Annotated in this window: 19 protein-coding genes; 18 read left to right on the top strand and 1 reads right to left on the bottom strand. The window is 45.0% G+C overall.

Annotated elements, in window-relative coordinates; genetic code table 11:
* The first annotated feature begins 113 nt into the window (after positions 1-113).
* The 14 genes from EEX84_RS08540 to EEX84_RS08475 all read left to right on the top strand — a co-directional run bounded on the left by EEX84_RS08540 (position 114) and on the right by EEX84_RS08475 (position 14,899).
* Positions 114-1,496 carry a sugar phosphate nucleotidyltransferase gene (locus tag EEX84_RS08540; RefSeq protein ID WP_123165214.1) on the top strand — a complete coding sequence of 461 codons (1,383 nt, stop codon included), beginning with the start codon at positions 114-116 and terminating at the stop codon, positions 1,494-1,496.
* A 61-nt stretch (positions 1,497-1,557) separates the two neighbouring features.
* On the top strand, positions 1,558-2,511 hold the full coding sequence (gene manA / locus EEX84_RS08535) for a mannose-6-phosphate isomerase, class I (RefSeq protein ID WP_123165213.1): 954 nt from the start codon (positions 1,558-1,560) through the stop codon (positions 2,509-2,511).
* A gap of 1,044 nt (positions 2,512-3,555) precedes the next feature.
* A complete protein-coding gene (gene galU, locus EEX84_RS08530) occupies positions 3,556-4,446 on the top strand; it encodes a UTP--glucose-1-phosphate uridylyltransferase GalU (RefSeq protein WP_123165212.1) in 891 nt (296 codons plus the stop codon).
* Positions 4,447-4,461: 15 nt separating this feature from the next.
* Complete coding sequence (locus EEX84_RS08525) at positions 4,462-5,787, top strand: UDP-glucose dehydrogenase family protein (RefSeq protein ID WP_123165211.1); 1,326 nt, start codon at positions 4,462-4,464, stop codon at positions 5,785-5,787.
* A gap of 74 nt (positions 5,788-5,861) precedes the next feature.
* Entirely contained in the window at positions 5,862-6,521 is a 660-nt protein-coding gene (locus tag EEX84_RS08520) for a sugar transferase (RefSeq protein ID WP_240033952.1), read from the top strand.
* Between the two features lie 133 nt (positions 6,522-6,654).
* The gene (locus EEX84_RS08515) at positions 6,655-7,383 is read left to right on the top strand and encodes a YveK family protein (RefSeq protein WP_123165209.1); all 729 of its coding nucleotides are present in this window, start codon (positions 6,655-6,657) and stop codon (positions 7,381-7,383) included.
* Between the two features lie 5 nt (positions 7,384-7,388).
* Positions 7,389-8,123 (top strand): CpsD/CapB family tyrosine-protein kinase, encoded by a 735-nt coding sequence (locus EEX84_RS08510; protein ID WP_123165208.1) that lies wholly within the window; start codon positions 7,389-7,391, stop codon positions 8,121-8,123.
* 153 nt (positions 8,124-8,276) lie between these two features.
* Positions 8,277-9,926 (top strand): glycerol-3-phosphate dehydrogenase/oxidase, encoded by a 1,650-nt coding sequence (locus EEX84_RS08505; RefSeq protein ID WP_123165207.1) that lies wholly within the window; start codon positions 8,277-8,279, stop codon positions 9,924-9,926.
* Positions 9,927-10,048: 122 nt separating this feature from the next.
* A complete protein-coding gene (locus EEX84_RS08500; protein WP_123165206.1) occupies positions 10,049-10,594 on the top strand; it encodes a divergent PAP2 family protein in 546 nt (181 codons plus the stop codon).
* Between the two features lie 233 nt (positions 10,595-10,827).
* On the top strand, positions 10,828-12,321 hold the full coding sequence (locus EEX84_RS08495; RefSeq protein WP_123165205.1) for an aldehyde dehydrogenase family protein: 1,494 nt from the start codon (positions 10,828-10,830) through the stop codon (positions 12,319-12,321).
* Positions 12,322-12,334: 13 nt separating this feature from the next.
* Positions 12,335-13,219, top strand: coding sequence for an NAD(P)-dependent oxidoreductase (locus tag EEX84_RS08490; RefSeq protein WP_123165204.1), 885 nt, complete (start codon positions 12,335-12,337; stop codon positions 13,217-13,219).
* A 21-nt stretch (positions 13,220-13,240) separates the two neighbouring features.
* Positions 13,241-14,071 (top strand): DUF3100 domain-containing protein, encoded by an 831-nt coding sequence (locus tag EEX84_RS08485; RefSeq protein WP_123165203.1) that lies wholly within the window; start codon positions 13,241-13,243, stop codon positions 14,069-14,071.
* The gene (locus EEX84_RS08480; RefSeq protein ID WP_123165202.1) at positions 14,064-14,516 is read left to right on the top strand and encodes a hypothetical protein; all 453 of its coding nucleotides are present in this window, start codon (positions 14,064-14,066) and stop codon (positions 14,514-14,516) included. The genes EEX84_RS08485 and EEX84_RS08480 overlap by 8 nt, the downstream gene beginning before the upstream one ends.
* A gap of 110 nt (positions 14,517-14,626) precedes the next feature.
* Positions 14,627-14,899, top strand: coding sequence for a YciI family protein (locus EEX84_RS08475; RefSeq protein ID WP_123165201.1), 273 nt, complete (start codon positions 14,627-14,629; stop codon positions 14,897-14,899).
* A gap of 56 nt (positions 14,900-14,955) precedes the next feature.
* On the opposite strand, the gene EEX84_RS08470 is transcribed toward EEX84_RS08475, so the two are convergent.
* Positions 14,956-16,080, bottom strand: a complete 1,125-nt coding sequence (locus tag EEX84_RS08470; RefSeq protein WP_123165200.1) for an amidohydrolase — start codon at positions 16,078-16,080, stop codon at positions 14,956-14,958.
* A 178-nt stretch (positions 16,081-16,258) separates the two neighbouring features.
* Between EEX84_RS08470 and EEX84_RS08465 the strand changes: the two genes are divergently transcribed.
* From EEX84_RS08465 to EEX84_RS08450, 4 genes are all read left to right on the top strand, one after another.
* Positions 16,259-16,711 (top strand): Lrp/AsnC family transcriptional regulator, encoded by a 453-nt coding sequence (locus EEX84_RS08465; RefSeq protein WP_123165199.1) that lies wholly within the window; start codon positions 16,259-16,261, stop codon positions 16,709-16,711.
* A gap of 79 nt (positions 16,712-16,790) precedes the next feature.
* On the top strand, positions 16,791-17,639 hold the full coding sequence (locus EEX84_RS08460) for a M55 family metallopeptidase (protein WP_123165198.1): 849 nt from the start codon (positions 16,791-16,793) through the stop codon (positions 17,637-17,639).
* A 37-nt stretch (positions 17,640-17,676) separates the two neighbouring features.
* Complete coding sequence (locus tag EEX84_RS08455; RefSeq protein ID WP_123165197.1) at positions 17,677-18,606, top strand: ABC transporter permease; 930 nt, start codon at positions 17,677-17,679, stop codon at positions 18,604-18,606.
* Positions 18,607-19,548: an ABC transporter permease gene (locus EEX84_RS08450; protein ID WP_123165196.1), complete on the top strand. Its 942-nt coding sequence runs from the start codon at positions 18,607-18,609 to the stop codon at positions 19,546-19,548.
* Position 19,549: the final 1 nt, after the last annotated feature.

Below are 19,549 nucleotides of genomic sequence, written 5' to 3'. Positions count from 1 at the left end.
ATAACAATATACCTGCTAATTCATCCCTGTTCAATATGAAGTCTTCTATGGCAAGAACAGCAAGCTAACGTAAGCCACAAGGAATCTATCAAAAATGGATGGAGGTAAGTTAGATGAGATTAGTATTGTTATCAGGGGGGTCAGGAAAGCGGTTATGGCCACTTTCCAATGATGCGAGGTCAAAGCAGTTCCTTAAAGTCTTGAAAGATGAAGAGGGCAATAAGGTCTCGATGGTGCAGCGGGTATGGGGGCAGCTTGAAGAAACAGGATTGGCTGATAATTCCATCATTGCCACCAGCACTTCGCAAGTCGATATGATCAAAACACAATTGGGCCAAGGCGTGCATATTGTAACTGAACCGGAAAGAAGGGATACATTTCCCGCAATTGCGCTTGCGGCAGTCTATTTGCATTCGGTGCAGGGCTGCAGCTTAGAAGAAGTAGTCGGCATGCTGCCTGTTGATCCGTACGTTGAAAATCAGTTTTTTGACCGTATTCATGATTTGGAGGATGCCTTATTGAAATCGGGAGCTGAGTTGGCGCTTATGGGAGTGACTCCGACCTATCCTTCCGCAAAATATGGGTACATTATTCCGAAGGAAGATACAGACGAACATTATTTGACAGTAGACTATTTCAAAGAAAAACCAACTGAAAAACAAGCTGAAGCTCTCATCGAAAAAAATGCATTATGGAATTGTGGTGTATTCGCTTTCAGGCTCGGATATATCATCGATCTATTGGAGGCCAAAGGATATCCCACTGACTACGAAAAATTACTGAAGAGCTATCATTTGCTGGCGAAAAACAGTTTCGACTACGAAGTGGTAGAGAAAGCGCAGCATATCATTTCACTGTCCTATGATGGCTATTGGAAAGACCTGGGTACATGGAATACATTGACGGAAGAAATGGGTGTAGAAATTACCGGCAAAGGAATATTGGGCAAGGGGATTGAAAACTCTTATATAGTCAATGAGCTTGATATTCCAGTCACTTTGCTTGGCTTGAATGACGTGGTGGTGGCGGCGAGCCCGGACGGGATATTGGTGACGGATAAAGATTCCAGCACGAAGGTCAAGGAATATGTCGACGGTTTAAATGGCCGTCCAATGTACGAAGAAAGACGCTGGGGTTGGTACCGTGTACTTGAATACACGAAATATGCCGAAGGGAACCAGGTGCTGATTAAACGTCTTGGTATCAATGCGGGGAAAAATTTCAGTTATCAGATGCATTATAAAAGAAGTGAAGTTTGGACAATCGTCAAAGGCGAAGGCATCCTTGTGTTCAATGATCAGCTGAGGCATGTAAGAGCGGGCGATGTTATTCACATACCATTGGCTTCCAAACATACATTAAGAGCAACTACGGACATGGAAATCATTGAAGTCCAAACAGGCAGTGAATTGATTGAGGAAGATATTTACCGCGCAACTGATGAATGGGATGAAATCGAAGCGATATGCAAAGTCAAACTGACCATCAATCAATGATGATCGATTACTGAAAGTAAACTGTAATGATTTTTCGGTATTCCAGACGGGAGGTATGTCCGTGTATAAAGAACCGGTATTCCTGCAGCCGGCATTTCAAGAAAGGATCTGGGGAGGCACGAAACTTCGGCAGTTATTCGATTATGACATTCCCAATCCTTCAACTGGAGAAGCCTGGGTTATTTCGGCTCATGAAAATGGTCCCTCTATCGTTAAGAATGGATTGTTGAGAGGTAAGAGTCTGTCGGAAATATGGAAAGAATACCCATCTTTATTCGGTTATTCTACAGCAGAAAGTGATTTTCCGTTATTAATCAAAATCCTGGATGCCAATGACAATCTGTCTGTTCAAGTCCATCCGGATGACTATTATGCACAACAGCTTTCAGGACAGACATGTGGAAAAACCGAATGCTGGTATATATTGGATTGCGATGAAGACGCGGAAATTATTATTGGTCATAAAGCGGAGTCCAGGGAAGAATTCGAAGCGATGGTCAACAGTGGCGACTGGGGCAATCTTTTGCACAGTGTCAAAGTTAAAAAAGGGGATTTCGTTTACGTGCCCAGCGGTACCCTGCACGCCATTGGAAAAGGTATCGTCATTTTGGAAACGCAGCAAAGTTCGGATCTTACTTATCGCGTTTATGATTATGACCGGACCGATGCTGAAGGGAAGAAGCGGGAACTGCACTTAAAAGAAGCGATTACCGTAACGTCCTACCCCCACAGGGAAGTTCAGCAGGAACGGGTGAAAGAAGATACGGAAAATTTGATTTCCACTCGTTTGATTGAAGAAGAGTATTTTACGGTTTATCACTGGCAGGTTCGCGGGAAAACGGTTGCTCCACTGACTACGGGGTTTTTGCTGGTGAGTGTGATAAGTGGAGAAGGACTGATTGGCACAGCGGAATGTGAGTCGCGGATAAAGAAAGGGGACAACTTCATCGTGCCTGTCACTATTGGAGATTATTTCATAGAAGGGCAATTGGAACTTATTGTTTCTCATACTTAACGGTTCTGCGTCTAAAAATTTCAGAATATTCGAATACTAAATCCTTTTGATCAAACCGCTTTTTCAGAGATTACACTGAGAAAAGCGGTTTTTGTATTTGGCTTACTGTTTTGATGGAAAGTAAGCCTGCTGTTCCCGCGATACGACGATCATCATTTAACCCCCGTGTTGGAGTTTGCTGTCTTCTGAACAAAAGGAATTTACATAAGCTGCCATATTGAGTGACGTGTTTGAGGAAGAGGATGAATATTCCAAAATTCTACATTAAAATGGTCGGAAAAGATGTTATAATAAAGTTTAAAAACGGGTTGAGTCTTCACGATTGACCGCTTATACATAATGTAAAGTTCGGTTGCATCAGAGAACGCATAACAGAAAGCGCATGAAAAGAAATGAATGGGTAAGGAGCCAGGGAAGAGATGGAAACCAAAAGTCCGAGTCATTTAAGAGGTATACTATGTGGGTAACTATAGGAGCGGTTATTTCGGTGGTATCGGGATTTGTATTTTCTTTGGCAAAAGCCAGTTCCCGTGCTGAAAGGGCTGCAGAGAGACATCGAGAAGAATTGATGGCAAGAAAACAGGCAAAACCCAAGAGTGAAAACAATAATGCTTAAGGGCACTCTGTGCTGGGGCAGGATATATACTCACTGAAAGAGGCTGGAACGCTAAAAGTTACAAAAGCGTTTCAGTCTTTTTATGTAGTTTGAAAGAAAACAGCATAATAGTCAAATTAACTAGAAAATTTAGAAAAATTCATTTTTTTATTCTAAAAGGCTTTCTATTTAGGACTATCGATGTTAGAATGTTAAATAATAACGGTTATACACTAAAATTATAGTTCTATATATCCTGTAAATAAGGACATATAGTAAATAATTTTACTTACCTAGGCATTTATTATCAGTTCCTTTAAAAGGCTCCAAGCAAGCAGGCTGGGAAAGGCAGGCCTTAAATCGCTTGTTGTTCAGCGCTTTTTGTCGAAATTCATGGTCTTTTTTTCTAGCAAAAAAATTGATAATTCAGAAAAACAGGAGGTTATTGTATGACAAAAAAAGTAACTAAAGCAATTATTCCAGCCGCAGGACTGGGGACCAGATTTCTTCCTGTAACAAAAGCGATGCCGAAGGAAATGTTGCCAATCGTCGACAAACCGACCATCCAATATATTGTGGAAGAAGCGATTGCTTCAGGCATTGAAGACATCATCATCGTAACAGGCAAAGGCAAACGGGCGATTGAAGATCATTTTGACAATAACTTTGAACTTGAAGACAACCTTTTGAAAAAAGGAAAGTTTGATCTTCTTGAAAAAGTCAGAGACTGCTCCAAAGTGGAGATTCATTATATCCGTCAAAAAGAACCGAAAGGGCTTGGCCATGCTGTCTGGACGGCTCGGAAATTTATCGGAAATGAACCTTTTGCGGTACTGTTGGGAGATGACATCGTCAAATCGGAAAAACCGTGTTTGAAACAACTCATCGAGCAACACGAAGAAACAGGTTCTTCCATCATCGGTGTGCAGCAGGTAGCTGATGACCAAACACACCGATATGGCGTCATTGACCCCTCTGCAGTGGATGGTCGCTGTTATGAAGTCAGTAATTTTGTGGAAAAACCTGCAAAAGGAACAGCACCTTCCAATTTAGCCATAATGGGACGGTATATACTGACTCCGGAAATCTTCGAATTTTTAAACAAGCAGGAAGTTGGAGCAGGGGGAGAAATCCAATTGACCGATGCTATTCAGCAACTGAATAAAATTCAATCTGTTTACGCCTATGACTTTGAAGGAGAGCGTTATGATGTGGGGGAAATGCTTGGGTTCATCCGTACAACGATAGAGTTTGCACTGGAAAACAAAGAGTTCGGTGAAGAAGTCGGTGAGCTGATAAAAGAGCTGGCAAAAGAAAAGCTGGGAGCCCCAATACTTTGACACGGAGGTGGGAGAATGAAGATTGCAATTATAGGGACTGGGTACGTCGGGTTAGTGACGGGCGTCAGTCTTTCTGAGATTGGGCATCAGGTTACCTGTATCGATATTGATGACGGGAAAGTCGAACGATTGAAAAAAGGGATCTCCCCCATACATGAACCTGGGCTCAGCGAGTTGATGTCCAAAAACATAGAGGAACAACGATTGTCCTTTACGACAAATCATCAGGATGGCATCCGTGAGGCTGATGTTGTTTACATAGCCGTAGGTACTCCTGAAAACGAAGATGGTTCAGCTGATCTCTATTACGTGGAAGAAGCTGCAAAAGAAATTGCGAAGTACATTTCGAAAGACATGATTGTCGTTACGAAAAGCACGATTCCAGTAGGAACGAATGATAAAATTCTTCAAATCCTGCAAAAGCATCGAATATACGATGTGAAAGTGGAAGTCGTTTCCAATCCTGAATTTCTCCGGGAAGGTTCAGCGATCCATGATTCTTTTTACGGGGACCGGATTGTAATCGGAGCAGAAAGCGAAGAAGCAGCTACTGTGATTGAAGAGATCAACCGGCCCTTTGGGGTGCCGATATTCAAAACAGATATAAAAAGCGCTGAAATGATCAAATATGCTTCCAACGCATTCCTGGCTACAAAAATTAGCTTTATTAATGAGATTTCCAATATATGCGAACTGTTGGATGCCAATATTGAAAATGTGGCAAAAGGGATGGGATTGGATAAGCGGATAGGCGAGCAGTTCTTAAAAGCCGGAATCGGATATGGAGGTTCCTGTTTCCCCAAAGATACGAAAGCGCTGATTCAGATTGCCGGCAATGTAAAGTATGATTTTGAATTGCTGAAAGGTGTAGTCAATGTCAATCAGAAACAGCAGCGGATTTTGATTGACAAGTTGAATTCTTACTTCTTTTCATTAAAAGGCAAACGGATTGCCGTACTCGGTTTGGCCTTTAAACCTGATACAGATGATATGAGAGAAGCGGCTTCCATCAAAGTAACCGAAGAACTGATCAAACAAGGTGCCGAAGTGATTGCCTATGATCCGGTTGCTGTGAAAAATGCAAAGGGTGTGCTGGATCCTCGCGTCCAATTTGCTTCTTCAATAGAGGAAGCTCTTGGAGGCAGCGATGCCGCTATGATTTTAACGGAATGGAAAGAAATTAAGACTATGGATCCCCAGTTGTTCCATTGCATGGACCAGCCTTTGGTATTCGATGGTCGAAACTGCTTCGACCCTGAGAGTATGAAAAACAACCAAGTCGAATACCATTCCATCGGAAGACCAGCAGTAGCGGTGCCCAGTCGAACAGTGCCTCTGTAGAGTGGTAGTCGAACTAAAAGGCGAAAGTGGTGATAAATGTGTCAGTTTCAGCTCCTGAAAAAAAAGAAGAGACCATAATAAGAGAATACACTGACTATCCTTTCAAAGAAGTGGAAACCAATGAAAGTGTTTCGTACATGTTTATGAAGCGATCAATCGACATTCTCGGATCTTTGGTTGGTTTGCTGGTATTGGTTCCTTTCTATTTGATTGTTGGGCTGCTGATAAAATTGGAAGACCCGAAAGGTCCCGTGTTGTTTAAACAACAAAGGGTAGGGAAAGACGGGAAGCTTTTCAATATGTACAAGTTTCGCTCGATGGTTTCAAACGCAGAAGAATTGAAAGAAACTCTAAGGAAGCAAAACGAAGTATCAGGACCCGTTTTCAAAATAAAGTATGATCCGCGAGTTACAAAAGTCGGTAGATTCATCAGGAAAACGAGTATAGATGAATTGCCCCAGTTGTTTAATGTCTTGAAAGGAGACATGAGTCTTGTAGGGCCGCGGCCACCGCTTCCGGATGAAGTGGAGCAATATACCAGCTATGAAAGACAGCGAATCAGTGTCACCCCTGGGCTCACCTGCTATTGGCAAGTGTACGGCAGAAGCAATGTAGAGTTTGAAGAGTGGGTGGAATTGGATCTTCAGTATATTCGTCAACGCAATATTCTTATCGATATAAAATTGATATGCAAGACGGTCTTGGTATTATTTGGCTCTAAAGATGCTTACTGATCTATTAACAGCTACAGACAGGATAAGAGAGTTTCTCGATGATAGTCCGCCTGCAAACTTTCTCTATCAAGACAAGAGCAGGTTTGCAGGCGGATTATAAATTTTTTTAAGGGCCAAGGGGGCTGGATATACGGTGGAACAGCAGATTAGCTTGAGAGAAGTATTTGCAATATTAAAAAAGAATGTTGCGTTGATATCTATTATTACGATTTTGGCAATTGCCTTGGCAGGAGTCCTTTCTTTTTATGTAATGTCTCCGGTTTATCAGACGTCAACTCAATTATTGGTGAACCAGGAACAGGCGGACGCTTCACAGTTCACCAACCAAAACATTGAAACGGATCTGCAGTTGATTAATACTTACAACGATATTATTAAAAGCTCAGTCATTCTTGAACAGGTTATAGAAGACCAGGGGCTGGATGTGTCAGTCGCTGAGTTGAACGAAAAAATCACAATCAGCACAAACGACAATTCACAAGTCATCGATATCTCGGTAAGAGATGAAGATCCGGTGACAGCTGTGGAAATTGCTAATGCCACAGCAACTATTTTCGAAGAGGAAATCCAGGTTTTAATGAATGTAAATAACGTTTCTATATTGTCTCCGGCAGTTCTAAGAGATAACCCTTCACCTGTAGCGCCGAATCCATTCCTGAATATGGCAGTCGCAGCTGCAGTGGGCCTTATGATTGGCATAGGCCTGGCTTTTTTACTGGCTTACTTGGATACAACAGTAAAAAATGAACAGGATATTGAAACTCTTCTGGGAATCCCGGTAATCGGAATGATTTCACCGATTGCAGAAAAAGAAAAATCAAAAGAAGCTAAATCGCTAGCACTCAATAGAAGGGAAGTTTAGGGGAAATGGGAAAAATAAAAAAGGGCCTGGAATTCGCAAGCCGAAATTTAATTGCTTTTACAACACCGAATTCACTTGTATCTGAACAATTTCGGACATTAAGAACGAACATTAATTTTTCTTCTCCTGATCAGAAAATCCAAACGATTGTTATTACTTCTGCCGCTCCGTCTGAAGGGAAATCGACTGCAGCGGCAAATTTGTCCATTGTATTTGCACAGGAAGGAAAAAAGGTTCTGCTGGTGGATGCAGATATGCGCAAACCAACAATGCACCATACTTTCAATGTAGGCAATGTACAAGGCTTGTCCAGAGTATTGACAAGGCAGTCGAATTTGGAGACAGCCATCAGGGCCACAAAAGTTGTGGGTCTTGACCTGCTGACCTGCGGCTCGTTGCCTCCAAATCCAGCAGAGCTATTGGGCTCCAAATCCATGGATACGCTCATTGAGCAAATGAAAAAAGCTTACGATATCGTTATATTTGATGCGCCTCCCATGCTGGCCGTAACAGACGCCCAGCTGCTAGCAAACAAGTGTGATGGAGCGATTCTGATAGTGAACTCAGGAAAAACGGATAAGAAAGAAGTTGTCAAAGCCAAAGAAACGATTGTAAAATCCAATTGCCGGCTGATTGGTGCTGTATTGAATAATTTCACACTTTCCAAAGACAGTGCTTATTCTCATTACTATGAAACGGAAGGAGTCCAACGACCGGTTAGCATCAGTCAGCAGACATGACTTTTTTAGAACCTCCAGCTTTTACAGGAGAAGAAACAGACCATCTCTCTTCAATTCCCCTGAAAAGGGTATAATTGAAATTTGAAGATGGTTTTTTGATTGGACGGAATTACCAAACCCAAAATTTTTTCGTTTAGAAAGGGGAATCGAACCATGAAATTGTCCGCTCTTAACAGAGCCGAAGTTTATCAAAAAATGAAACAGGGGCCTCTGGATCTTCTTGTCATCGGCGGCGGTATTACAGGGGCAGGGATTGCCCTGGATGCAGCAAATAGGGGAATGAAAGTAGGCTTGATTGAAATGCAGGATTTTGCGGCTGGAACGAGCAGCCGATCGACAAAGCTGATCCATGGGGGCTTGCGTTATTTGAAACAATTTGAGGTGAAACTCGTCGCTGAAGTGGGAAAAGAACGGGAAATCGTGTATGAAAATGGACCTCACGTGACGACGCCTGTTTCCATGATGCTTCCATTTTACAAGGGAGGATCATTCGGGCCTTACAGCGCAAGCTTTGGACTGCGGCTCTACGATTTTCTGGCTGGTGTCAAAAAAGAAGAGCGTCGGCAAATGCTCACTAAAAAACAAGCTTTGAAGCGGGAACCTTTGTTAAGGAAACAAGGATTGAAAGGCGCCGGCTCTTATGTTGAATACAAAACAGATGATGCACGGCTCACGCTGGAAGTCTTAAAAAAAGCTGGAGAACAACAGGCATTAGCGCTGAATTATGTAAAAGCGACCGCCTTTATTTACAGCGGTGCAACTGTGACAGGGATACGTGCAGAAGATCAGCTTGATGGTGGCGTCCATGAAGTATACGCCCGGAAAATCGTCAATGCCACTGGCCCCTGGGTGGATTCGCTGAGGGAGAGGGATCAATCCAGACATGGCAAAACGCTGTTATTGACGAAAGGCAGTCATTTGGTATTCGACCAGCAAAAATTCCCGTTGCGGCAAGCGGTTTACTTTGATGCCCCTGATGGTCGAATGGTATTCGCCATCCCAAGAGAAGGAAAAGTGTACGTGGGAACTACCGATACTGTCTACAACCAGGATCCGCGTTTCCCCGCAGTCAGCAAAGAGGACTGGGAGTATCTGCTTGCTGCTGTTGTTCACATCTTTCCCCAGGTGAAAGTTAAACCAGAAGACATAGAATCCAGTTGGGCAGGTATTCGGCCGCTCATCCGGGAAGAAGGAAAAGGTCCTTCGGAAATTTCCAGAAGAGACGAAGTTTTCATCTCAGCCTCCGGCCTTATTTCCATTGCCGGAGGAAAATTGACCGGGTATCGCAAGATGGCGGAAAACATTGTAGACCTGGTTGCAGAGCAGTTGAGAAAAGAAAGAAAGATAAAGTTTGCAAGGGTATCTACAAAAGATCTGCCGATTTCCGGAGGAGAAATGGGTGGTTCCAAAAACTTTTCTTCTTTTCTGGAGGACCGGGTGGCGCAAGGAATGCTGCTTGGGCTGGATCACGCAACAAGCAGGCGATTGGTGCAACGGTACGGTGCCAATGTCGATCAGATTTTCCGGTTCTATGGGGAAGGAAAAAGAAAGCCGCCGGCACTTGATCCACTTGTGTATGCCATGCTCCAGTATGCAATCAATTATGAAGCGGCATGCAGTCCAACTGATTTTTTTGAGCGGCGCACCGGTGCGCTTTACTTTGATATAAAATGGGTGTATGACCATAAGGAATCAGTTATGGCCCATATGGCAGCGGTTTTTAACTGGACCCATGAACAAGCGGCTGATCACCGGCAGGAATTGGAGAGGGTTTTGTACCAGGCAAATCATCCCTTAGAGTAAGTGCCTCTCTTTAATTCTCTTGGCTCCTTTTTACATATTCTTGGCTATTTGGGGTAAGGAAAGAATATCGAGCGACAGAAAACCGTTGCTTCAAAGGAAGATTCGAAACGGAGGATGATTGGATGAGACAGATGAACCGAGGGATGGTGACTTCACTGGGAGCCATCGGAGTAGCGCAAGCCTTGAAAATTGTCACGCACAAAGCAGTGGCGGGAAAGTGGGATTGGCGCCAGCTTTTTACAACTGGAGGTATGCCAAGTTCCCACTCAGCTGGGGTTTCGGCGTTGACATCGTACGTAGCAGCCAATAAAGGAGCCAGGCATACGGAGACGGCATTAGCGGTTGTCTTCGGTGCCATCGTTATGTACGATGCGCAGGGAATCAGGCGCCATACAGGTGAAATCGCCACATTGGTCAACGACTTGGAAGACAGATTTGTGCAGATTTCCGGTGAATTCCCGAGTTATGAATTTATTGAGCGTGAAAAAGAATTGAAAGAACTGCTTGGACATCAACCGATCGAAGTTCTTGCCGGTGCCATGTTCGGCACCATTTTGGGATTAATATCAGCCAAACTTGAAAACCGGGAGCGCGAAATTGAAAAAAACCGAATCCAGCCTATTGATTATCCAGACAGAAGATACCAGAGAAGAAAGCGCTTATCCTAACGTTATTATAGAAGAGCCTTCAGCGAGCGAAGCTGAGGGCTCTTTTCATTTGGTTGAAGAAAAGAAAAATCAGAGACAGCGAATGACGATTCAACGCATTTTTATCCGTCAGCTTCAGAAAATTTGTAGGCTGAGACAATAAAAAATGAGTTTTTTTATTCATTACTCTATATAATAAAAAAATTTGAACTATTATAATATTAAGAAGACGCTCAAAAAAGGAGAGGAATTACATGGTGTCAGTAACAAATAATCCATCACAAAAAGACAAGACGGACATTCCGGTTTACCGGAATTACATTGACGGAAAATGGATCTCTTCCAAAACTGGGGAACTTTACGACAGCATCAATCCCGCGAACACTTCAGAGGTGTTGGGAAGATTTCAAAAATCATCAGTGGAAGATGTGCAGTCCGCCATTGAAGCAGCTGGCCAAGCATTTCCTGAGTGGTCAAAAACGGCGGCTCCTGTGCGGGGAGACGTCATTTTCAACTTGATCAATTTATTGGAGCAGCATAAAGAAGAGTTGGCGCTGATCATCACCAAGGAAGTCGGCAAAGCTCTGCGCGAGGCACGGGGTGAAGTAGTGAAAACGATTCAGGCGATGAAGCAATTCAGCGGTGAAGCAACGAGGCTCGCAGGCGAAACGCTGCCGTCTTATGATAATGAGATTTTTGCATATACAGTCCGTGAACCATTAGGCGTGGTTGGTGTAATTGCTCCGTACAATTTTCCGCTCGGCATCGGCATCTGGAAAATTGCGCCTGCGATTATTGCTGGAAACACGGTAGTATTCAAGCCGGCAAGCGCAACTTCTTTAATCAGTGTCAAGATTATGGAGTTGTTTGAGCAGGCAGGAGTACCGGCGGGGGTCATCAACATGGTGACAGGCTCCGGTTCAGTGATCGGCAAAGAGTTCGGCACCAACAAAAAACTGAAAGCTGTGTCGTTCACCGGCTCAACAGATGTCGGGACTTCGCTCGGCAAAGCAGTCACACAGCACGGAGGAAAAATGCAGGCGGAAATGGGCGGGAAAAACCCGGCCATCATTCTGGAAGACGCTGATCTGGATGCAGCCATCGACAGTATTGTGACAAGTGGATTCTATGATAACGGGCAGCGCTGCACGGGAACGAGCAGGTTGATCGTCGTCGAATCCATTTATCGTGAAGTTGTGGAACGCCTGGTGGAAAAAGCGGAATCGATGGTTGTGAAAAATGGATTGGAAGAAGGCGTAACCAATGGGGCAATCATTGATGAAAATCAGATGAATACGTACCTGCACTATGTCGAATCGGCCCTGGAGGAAGGGGCAACGCTTGAAACAGGTGGCAAGCGCCTGGAAGACGGGGATCTAAAGAATGGTTACTTTGTGGCGCCTACCGTTTTCAGTGATGTACATCCACAGATGAAAATTGCCAAGGAAGAAATTTTTGGCCCGGTCATCGGCGTCTTCAAAGTGGGGAATTATGAAGAAGCGATTAAAATGGCCAATGACATCGAATTCGGTTTATCGTCGACAATCTATACGAAAGATTTGGAGAAAGCGTTCCATTTTGTCCGTAATATCGAGTCGGGTGTAACCCATGTGAATATGCCTTCCACTTATTTCGAAAATCATTATCCTTTCGGCGGCAAAAAAGAATCCAGTATCGGGCCGCGTGAACAAGGCAGTACGGCATTGGATTTCTGGACAGATATCAAAACCGTATACATGAAACCGTAAAGGAGGAGAACGCATGAAAATCGGTGTGATTGGCTGTGGAGCCATGGGAGCCGGCATGGTCAAAAACCTGCTGAAAAACGATCGTGAAGTTTGGACATTCGATCCGGATGAGAAAAAACAGCAGCAAATGAAGCAGCTTGGCGCTGTTCCTGTCGGCAAGATGAGTGACGTGGCTTCAGACATGGACGCTTTTGTGCTGTCCTTGCCTTTGGCTCATCTGGTGGAACAGGCATTGACAAGTGAAGATGGGCTATTGAAACGGGCCAAAAGAGGTGCTTTGATTTTGGATATGAGCACGACGGACGTCGAACTGACGAAAAAACTGGCTCGGCAAGCAAAGGAGCAGGGAATCTATTTTTATGACTGCCCGGTATCCAACGGACCTAAAGGGGCGGATGAAGGCACTTTGTCCATCATGGTTGGAGGAGACGAAGAGAAATACAAAGATGTTTTGCCGGTGCTTCAGAACATGGGAACGGCGATCACATATGTCGGGCCAAGCGGTTCCGGCCAAGTCGTGAAACTAAGCTCCAATATCGTGGTGGCGGGCATTATTTCACTGTTGTCTGAGGCTTTCAAGGCAGGTGAGGAAGCCGGAGTCGATCCTTCTGTCATTGCACAAGTGATGCAGAACGGGACGGCACAAAATCGCGTGATGGATGTTTTCGGCGATAATTTACTGAAACATTCTCATGAAAATGTCGTGTTCTTATTGAATCACATGAAAAAAGATGTAGACTTGTTTTATAGCTTGGCCAACGATTCGATGAAGGAAGAATCCATTACGGCTTATATACAGAAACTCTACCAGCAGGCTCAATCGGCAGGGCTTGGGATGGTGGACGCTACAGCCGTCCAGCAGCTTTACGGATCGACAGAAAGAGAACCGGCGAACTAAACGAGGGAAGTAGGGGGAAAAATGGAGAAGAAAGACATGAAGTCCGTCATCAAAGATTGGCGTCTGCATGCCATTGTGTTTATCTTAGTCTGTATAACGGAAGCCATTGGCCAATTCAGCATCAGTGTGGGACCGGGTGTCATTTTGTTATTGCCGATGCTTTATGCGTTCTTTTTGGGACTTGGACTGTATTTTACACCGCTCATCAGTGAAAAAAATTCCAAGAATGCTGAGCCTTTGATCATTTTGGGCGTTACCTTGTTGATTGCCAAAATCGGCGTCACCATCGGGCCTCAAATCGAAGCGATTATTGCAGCGGGTCCTGCATTATTGCTGCAGGAACTGGGGAACCTGGGCACTATTTTCCTGGCGTTGCCGTTAGCGGTTCTGCTTGGATTCAAGAGAGAAAGTATCGGGATGACACATTCTGTTGCCCGTGAACCGAACGTTGGGTTGATCGTCAACAAATTTGGATTCGATTCTCCGGAAGGCCGTGGCGTTATGGCCATCTACATTTTTGGTACTGTGTTTGGCGCCGTTTTCCTCGGACTGATTTCAGGGTTGCTGGCGACAACGACACCGCTGCATCCTTTGGCTTTTGCCATGGCTTCAGGAGTGGGGAGCGGCAGTATGATGGCCGCTGCGAGTGGCTCGTTGGTGGCTGCTTTCCCGACTATGGAAAATCAGATTGTGGCATTTGCAGGGGCCAGTAATCTGCTGTCCCTTTCGACTGGTCTGTACATGAGTATCTTCATCGGCTTGCCGTTGACTGAAAAACTGTATTCTTTAATGATGAACAGAAAAACGAAAAAACAAGCAGCAGTGAAAGAAGGGAGAAATCCGAATGCTTAAAAATATTTGGGAATGGACATGGGTACTTTTAATATTCGGATTTGCCGCGCTCTTCGGCAACTGGTTCGGCCTCGATGTTCTGCCTTGGGAAGCCATACCCGGCATGCTTGTATTGATCGTAGTAAGTGTAGCGGGCTTGGCGCTTGAAAAAGCGCTTCCGTGGAATATGCCGGCGGTCGGATATATCGGAATTCTGGCAATTGTCATTTCCTTGCCGTTTTTCCCTGGCTCGGAATATGTAGTGGCATGGACAGAGAAAATCAGCATTTTAGCTCTTGCCACGCCGATTCTCGCCTATGCCGGAATTTCCATCGGCTCTAATTGGGCAGATTTCCGTAAACTTGGTTTTCGCAGTCTCATCGTGGCTGTTGCGGTCTTCCTTGGCACATTTATCGGCTCGGCTTTGATCGCAGAAGTGATTCTTCGCTGGCAGGGAATTATCTAATTTAAAGAAATAAAATCGAAAACAGAAGCCGTTCAGCATCATGCCAACGGCTTCTGTTTTAAAATTCGCTGAATGTGAGCACTCCGAAACTACAAGAAAGAGGTGGAATGATGAAGTTTTTCGCTGTCTTGCTGCCGATGCGTGACGAAGAGAAAAGCGTCCGGTTCAGGCCGGAGCATCTGGCTTTTCTTGAACAAATGAGAAATGCGGGCCATATTTACGCAAACGGAAAATTTACCGATGGAAGCGGCGGCCTGGTCATTTATCAAACCGATTCTTTTGAACAATGCGAGGCTTTCGTCCATCAGGACCCTTATGTAGAGAATGGTGCCAGAACCTATGAAATTCATGAATGGGAAGCTGTCTGGGCAAATCCAAACTGACTTTCGAACAACCAAAAAGCGTCTCCGGAATCCCGGAGACGCTTTTTTTGATGCCGTTAGTTGACTTGTTTGCCATTGATGAAGACCTGCTCGGGTTTGTTCCGCAGGTCGAACGGGTTACCGCTCCAGATGACGAGGTCTGCATCTTTTCCTTTCTCGATGGACCCGACGCGTTCTTCGACGCCGAGGTGTCTCGCCGCATCCAGCGTAAGGGCACGCAAAGCCTGCGCTTCGGTGATGCCGTTGTTGATGGCATGGATGGCGCTTGTCACCAGGTAATCGATGCCAACTACCGGGTGATCAGTCGTCAACGAAAAAGGAACCCCTGCATCCGCCAATGACTTGGCCGTTGACCAGGATTTGTCGTTCAATTCCACTTTGGAGCGGGGAGTCATGGTCGGTCCGAAAGAAACCCGTACGTCATGCTTGGCGATATAATCGGCAATATGATGGCCTTCCGTGCAATGTTCAATGGTAATGTCGATGTCAAACTCACGCTTGATGCGGAGAACCGTTAAAATATCATCTGCCCGATGTGCATGGACGCGCAGCGGAATTTCTTTCCTTAACACTTTCCCGAGGTTTTCCATGGCCAGTTTTCTCGGTTTTTGGTCACCGTCCAAATAGTTTTGGGCTTCGATCAATTGTTCGCGCAGCAAGGCAGCGACACCCATCCGTGTTACTGGCATTTTGCCTTTTTCCCCGTGGAACCGCTTTGGATTTTCACCGGTGGCGGCTTTCATGCCGGAAGGGGATTTGATGACCATTTCATCAACAATCGTTCCTACTGTTTTTAAAACGACCATTTCTCCGCCAATGACATTGGCGCTTCCCGGCATCACCTGTACGGTGGTAACACCGGCTCTTCTGGCATCCTGAAACCCGGTTTCCATTGGGTTGATGCCATCAATCGCCCGAATCTGTGGTGTAACGGCATCACTTGTTTCGTTGAAATCCTTGCCTTCCTTGCCGACTCCCTGTTCGTCGACGCCGAGATGCGTATGTACATCGATCAGGCCGGGAGAGACGATTTTACCTGTGGCATCGATGGTTTGGTAAGTGTCGGGAATTTCTCCTCCAGTTTCCACTGATACAAATTTCCCGTCTTTCACAAGTATCGTTGCGCCTTCAATAATTTCCCCATTTCCGAGCCATGCCGTTCCGTTGAGAATTGCTAACATCGAAACACCTCCGTAAATTTTTTGAAAAAAAAGATTGATTTATAAATATACATATTATAAACTAATCGTTGTCATTCCTTTTTTAGATAATAAAATATATTTTAACTATTGTAAAGAGGTACTTAACTTCAATATAGTTCCTCTTTCCGGTAATAATTCATGAGAGAGAAGGTGTAATGTGGATTACGATTTGGATGAACTGGACAAAGGAATCATTAAGTGTTTGACAAAGGATGGCCGCATCTCTTTCGCGGAATTGTCGAAGAAGATGAATGTAACCGAAAAAACAATCCGTCTGCGCTACAAGAATTTATGTGACCGGGAAATTATCGATGTGGTGGGAATTGTGAATCCGATTGCGCTCGGCCTTAAAGCGGGGGCAATTATTCAAATTAAGGTGAAATCAAAATCGATTTCCACAGTGATTGAAGAACTGATGAATATCGATATTATCCGGTATGTGACATTAACAACTGGAGAATATCCGCTGCTGGTGCAAATTACGGTAAAAGACCAGGAAAAAATAACGGAAGTTTTGAAAGAAATCAATCAAATCGAAGCGGTGACCGATATTAATACGATCATGCAATTGGAAGTCTATAAAAATACGTTTGAATATATTTTCACTTAATAAAAAAATGCGTCTTGAATTGTCAGTATTTTCTATGTATTGAAAGCTTTTTAACAATCACACAAAGGAGTCGAGTAATATGAAAATTTTCATCTCAGCAGATATGGAAGGAATCTCCGGAGTAGCGACCAATCAGCAACTCAAAACGCCAAGTGAGTATGCCCGTTTCCGCAAATTGATGACCGCTGATGTCAATGCGGCCATCGAAGGGGCGTTTAATGGCGGAGCAACCGAAGTGGTTGTGGCTGATGGCCATGGCAATATGTCCAATATCATCATTGAGGAAATGGACAAGCGTGCACGCCTCGTATCAGGAAGCAACCGTTTGATGTGCCAGTTGGAAGGCTTGGATGAATCCTTCGATGGCATCATGTTCGTCGGTCATCACGGTCGTGAAGGCGGCTCGGACGTCACCGTCATCAGCCATACCCTGGCAGGAATCTGTGTCAATGAAATGAAAATCAACGGCCATGTGGTAGGCGAAACGGAAATGAATACATATGTCGCTGGTGCTTTCGGCGTTCCGCCGTTATTCATCAGCGGCGACGACGCCTATGTCAACGAAGTGCAGGAAACATTGCCGAATGTGGAAGGTGCTGTGACAAAACGTGCAGTAGACCGCTTTGCGGCTGAATTGCTTCATCCCGAAGCAGCGCAGGAAATCATTCGTGAAAAAGCCGAAGCGGCTGTGAAAAATGCAGCCAGTCAGAAGCCGGTGACTTTGTCTGGTCCCATTACGTTTGAAATTCAATTTAAAGGGCCGCAGCAGGCGAAAATGACGACGACAATTCCAAGTGTCGAATTGATCGATCCGAAACGCATCCGTTTCACATGTGATGACATTGTCACGGCGTATAAGCATATGTGGGGCTGTGTCATTATTGCGATGACTGCCACCAACGGTGTACTGGGCAGCGTCAACGCATAAAAAGCCAGAAATTAAATGAACAGAGGTGTTGAACAACATGTATATTGTGAAACGGTTTCTCACAATGCTGCTTACCATTTGGGTAATTGCTTCATTGACATTTTTGATCATGAAGATGATTCCCGGAGACCCGTTTGCTTCGGACGCAGATGTGCTGCCTGAAGAAGTAGTGGAAAACTTACGGGCAAAATATAATTTGGACGAACCGATTCCGGTTCAATACATTATGTATATCAAAGACTTGGCCATGCTGGATTTAGGGCCTTCCATTCAATCCGAGACCCGTACCGTCAACGACATTATTGCTGATGGAATTCCGGCTTCCGCCACTCTCGGACTGCAAGCGATCGTCGTAGCGCTGGTGTTTGGGTTGTTCCTCGGCATCATTGCTGCATTAAATCATAACAGGCTGCTCGATTATGGAGCGATGCTTTTCGCCATCATCGGCATCTCGGTGCCAAGCTTCATCCTGGCCCCGCTGCTGATCAATTTTCTGGCGGTGAAGTGGGGCGTGTTGCCTGTTGCTTCCTGGGGAACCTGGCAACATTCTGTGATGCCGACTTTGGCACTTGCCACGACACCTTTAGCGGTTATCGCCCGTTTCATGCGTTCAAGCATGCTGGAAGTCATGAGTCAGAATTACATCAAAACCGCTGATGCAAAAGGGCTTTCTTCATTCAAGATCGTCGTGAGCCATGGCATCCGGAATGCGATTTTACCGGTTGTATCGTTTATCGGTCCATTGTTCGTGTCACTGATTACAGGGACTTTTGTAATCGAGAAGATTTTTGCAGTGCCTGGAATCGGCAAGTACTTTGTTGACAGCATATTCAACCGCGATTATCCCGTCATCATGGGGACCACGGTATTCTTCAGCGCCATCCTGGTGATCACTCTCTTTTTGATCGACATTTCGTATCGGTTGATTGATCCAAGAATCAAGCTGACAAGTAAGGGGGATTCTTAAATGGTCAAAACAATGGACGACTCCCTTTTTCGTCCGGTAGACCCGGACAAGCTGCAAACAGATGAAATCCAACGCCCGAGTCTGGGAGTATGGAAAGAAACATTTTTAAGTGTCATCAAAAATAAGCTGGCAGTTGTCGGATTGGTGTTATTGGCGATCATTATTTTCCTGGGTATTTTCGGGCCGATGATGGTCCCATACTCGGCATCTGAACAGAATTTGACGAACACCAACCAGGCGCCTTCGAGTGAACATTGGTTTGGCACCGACGACCTGGGGCGCGACATGTGGAGCCGCACCTGGCAGGGCGCCCGGGTTTCCTTGACCATCGGCTTTGCCGCTGCAGTCATTGACCTGGTAATAGGAATGATTGTCGGAGGCGTTTCTGGCTATATGGCAGGTAGAGGAAAGCTGGGTGACCGCGTTGATAACTTATTGATGCGCGTGGTGGAGATATTATTCGGTATCCCGTATTTACTGGTTGTCATTTTGCTGATGGTCATCATGGAACCCGGCGTCGTCACGATCATCATAGCCTTATCCATCACTGGATGGGTCGGAATGGCACGCATTATCAGGGGGCAGGTATTGCAGCTGAAGTCACAGGAATATGTGCTGGCTGCTGAAAAGCTGGGAACTTCCCACACCAAAATCATTACGCGGCACCTGCTGCCGAATACGATGGGAATTATCATCATCAATTTAACTTTTACAATCCCAACAGCGATTTTCGCGGAAGCATTCCTGAGTTTCCTGGGACTTGGCGTCCAAGCGCCATTTGCAAGTTGGGGAACCATGGCCAATGATTCTTTGGGAGTCATTTTAAGCGGACAATGGTGGAGATTGTTTTTCCCGGGATTCATGATTGCGTTGACGATGTTTGCTTTTAATGCATTCGGAGACGGGATCCAGGATGCTCTCGATCCGAAAGGCCGCAAGTAGG

The organism is Planococcus salinus (genome assembly GCF_003719725.1).
GTDB classification, from domain to species: domain Bacteria; phylum Bacillota; class Bacilli; order Bacillales_A; family Planococcaceae; genus Planococcus; species Planococcus salinus.
Note: the sequence above shows the minus strand (reverse complement) of the source record. Positions and strands in the feature narration are given on the sequence as shown.

Bases quoted from the DNA above. Each gene is read 5' to 3' on its own strand.
- EEX84_RS08540 (WP_123165214.1), top strand. From the start codon at position 114: ATGAGATTAGTATTGTTATCAGGGGGGTCAGGAAAGCGGTTATGGCCA.
- galU (WP_123165212.1), top strand. From the start codon at position 3,556: ATGACAAAAAAAGTAACTAAAGCAATTATTCCAGCCGCAGGACTGGGG.
- EEX84_RS08525 (WP_123165211.1), top strand. From the start codon at position 4,462: ATGAAGATTGCAATTATAGGGACTGGGTACGTCGGGTTAGTGACGGGC.
- EEX84_RS08510 (WP_123165208.1), top strand. From the start codon at position 7,389: ATGGGAAAAATAAAAAAGGGCCTGGAATTCGCAAGCCGAAATTTAATT.
- EEX84_RS08505 (WP_123165207.1), top strand. From the start codon at position 8,277: ATGAAATTGTCCGCTCTTAACAGAGCCGAAGTTTATCAAAAAATGAAA.
- EEX84_RS08500 (WP_123165206.1), top strand. From the start codon at position 10,049: ATGAGACAGATGAACCGAGGGATGGTGACTTCACTGGGAGCCATCGGA.
- EEX84_RS08495 (WP_123165205.1), top strand. From the start codon at position 10,828: ATGGTGTCAGTAACAAATAATCCATCACAAAAAGACAAGACGGACATT.
- EEX84_RS08490 (WP_123165204.1), top strand. From the start codon at position 12,335: ATGAAAATCGGTGTGATTGGCTGTGGAGCCATGGGAGCCGGCATGGTC.
- EEX84_RS08485 (WP_123165203.1), top strand. From the start codon at position 13,241: ATGGAGAAGAAAGACATGAAGTCCGTCATCAAAGATTGGCGTCTGCAT.
- EEX84_RS08480 (WP_123165202.1), top strand. From the start codon at position 14,064: ATGCTTAAAAATATTTGGGAATGGACATGGGTACTTTTAATATTCGGA.
- EEX84_RS08475 (WP_123165201.1), top strand. From the start codon at position 14,627: ATGAAGTTTTTCGCTGTCTTGCTGCCGATGCGTGACGAAGAGAAAAGC.
- EEX84_RS08470 (WP_123165200.1), bottom strand. From the start codon at position 16,080: ATGTTAGCAATTCTCAACGGAACGGCATGGCTCGGAAATGGGGAAATT.
- EEX84_RS08460 (WP_123165198.1), top strand. From the start codon at position 16,791: ATGAAAATTTTCATCTCAGCAGATATGGAAGGAATCTCCGGAGTAGCG.
- EEX84_RS08455 (WP_123165197.1), top strand. From the start codon at position 17,677: ATGTATATTGTGAAACGGTTTCTCACAATGCTGCTTACCATTTGGGTA.
- EEX84_RS08450 (WP_123165196.1), top strand. From the start codon at position 18,607: ATGGTCAAAACAATGGACGACTCCCTTTTTCGTCCGGTAGACCCGGAC.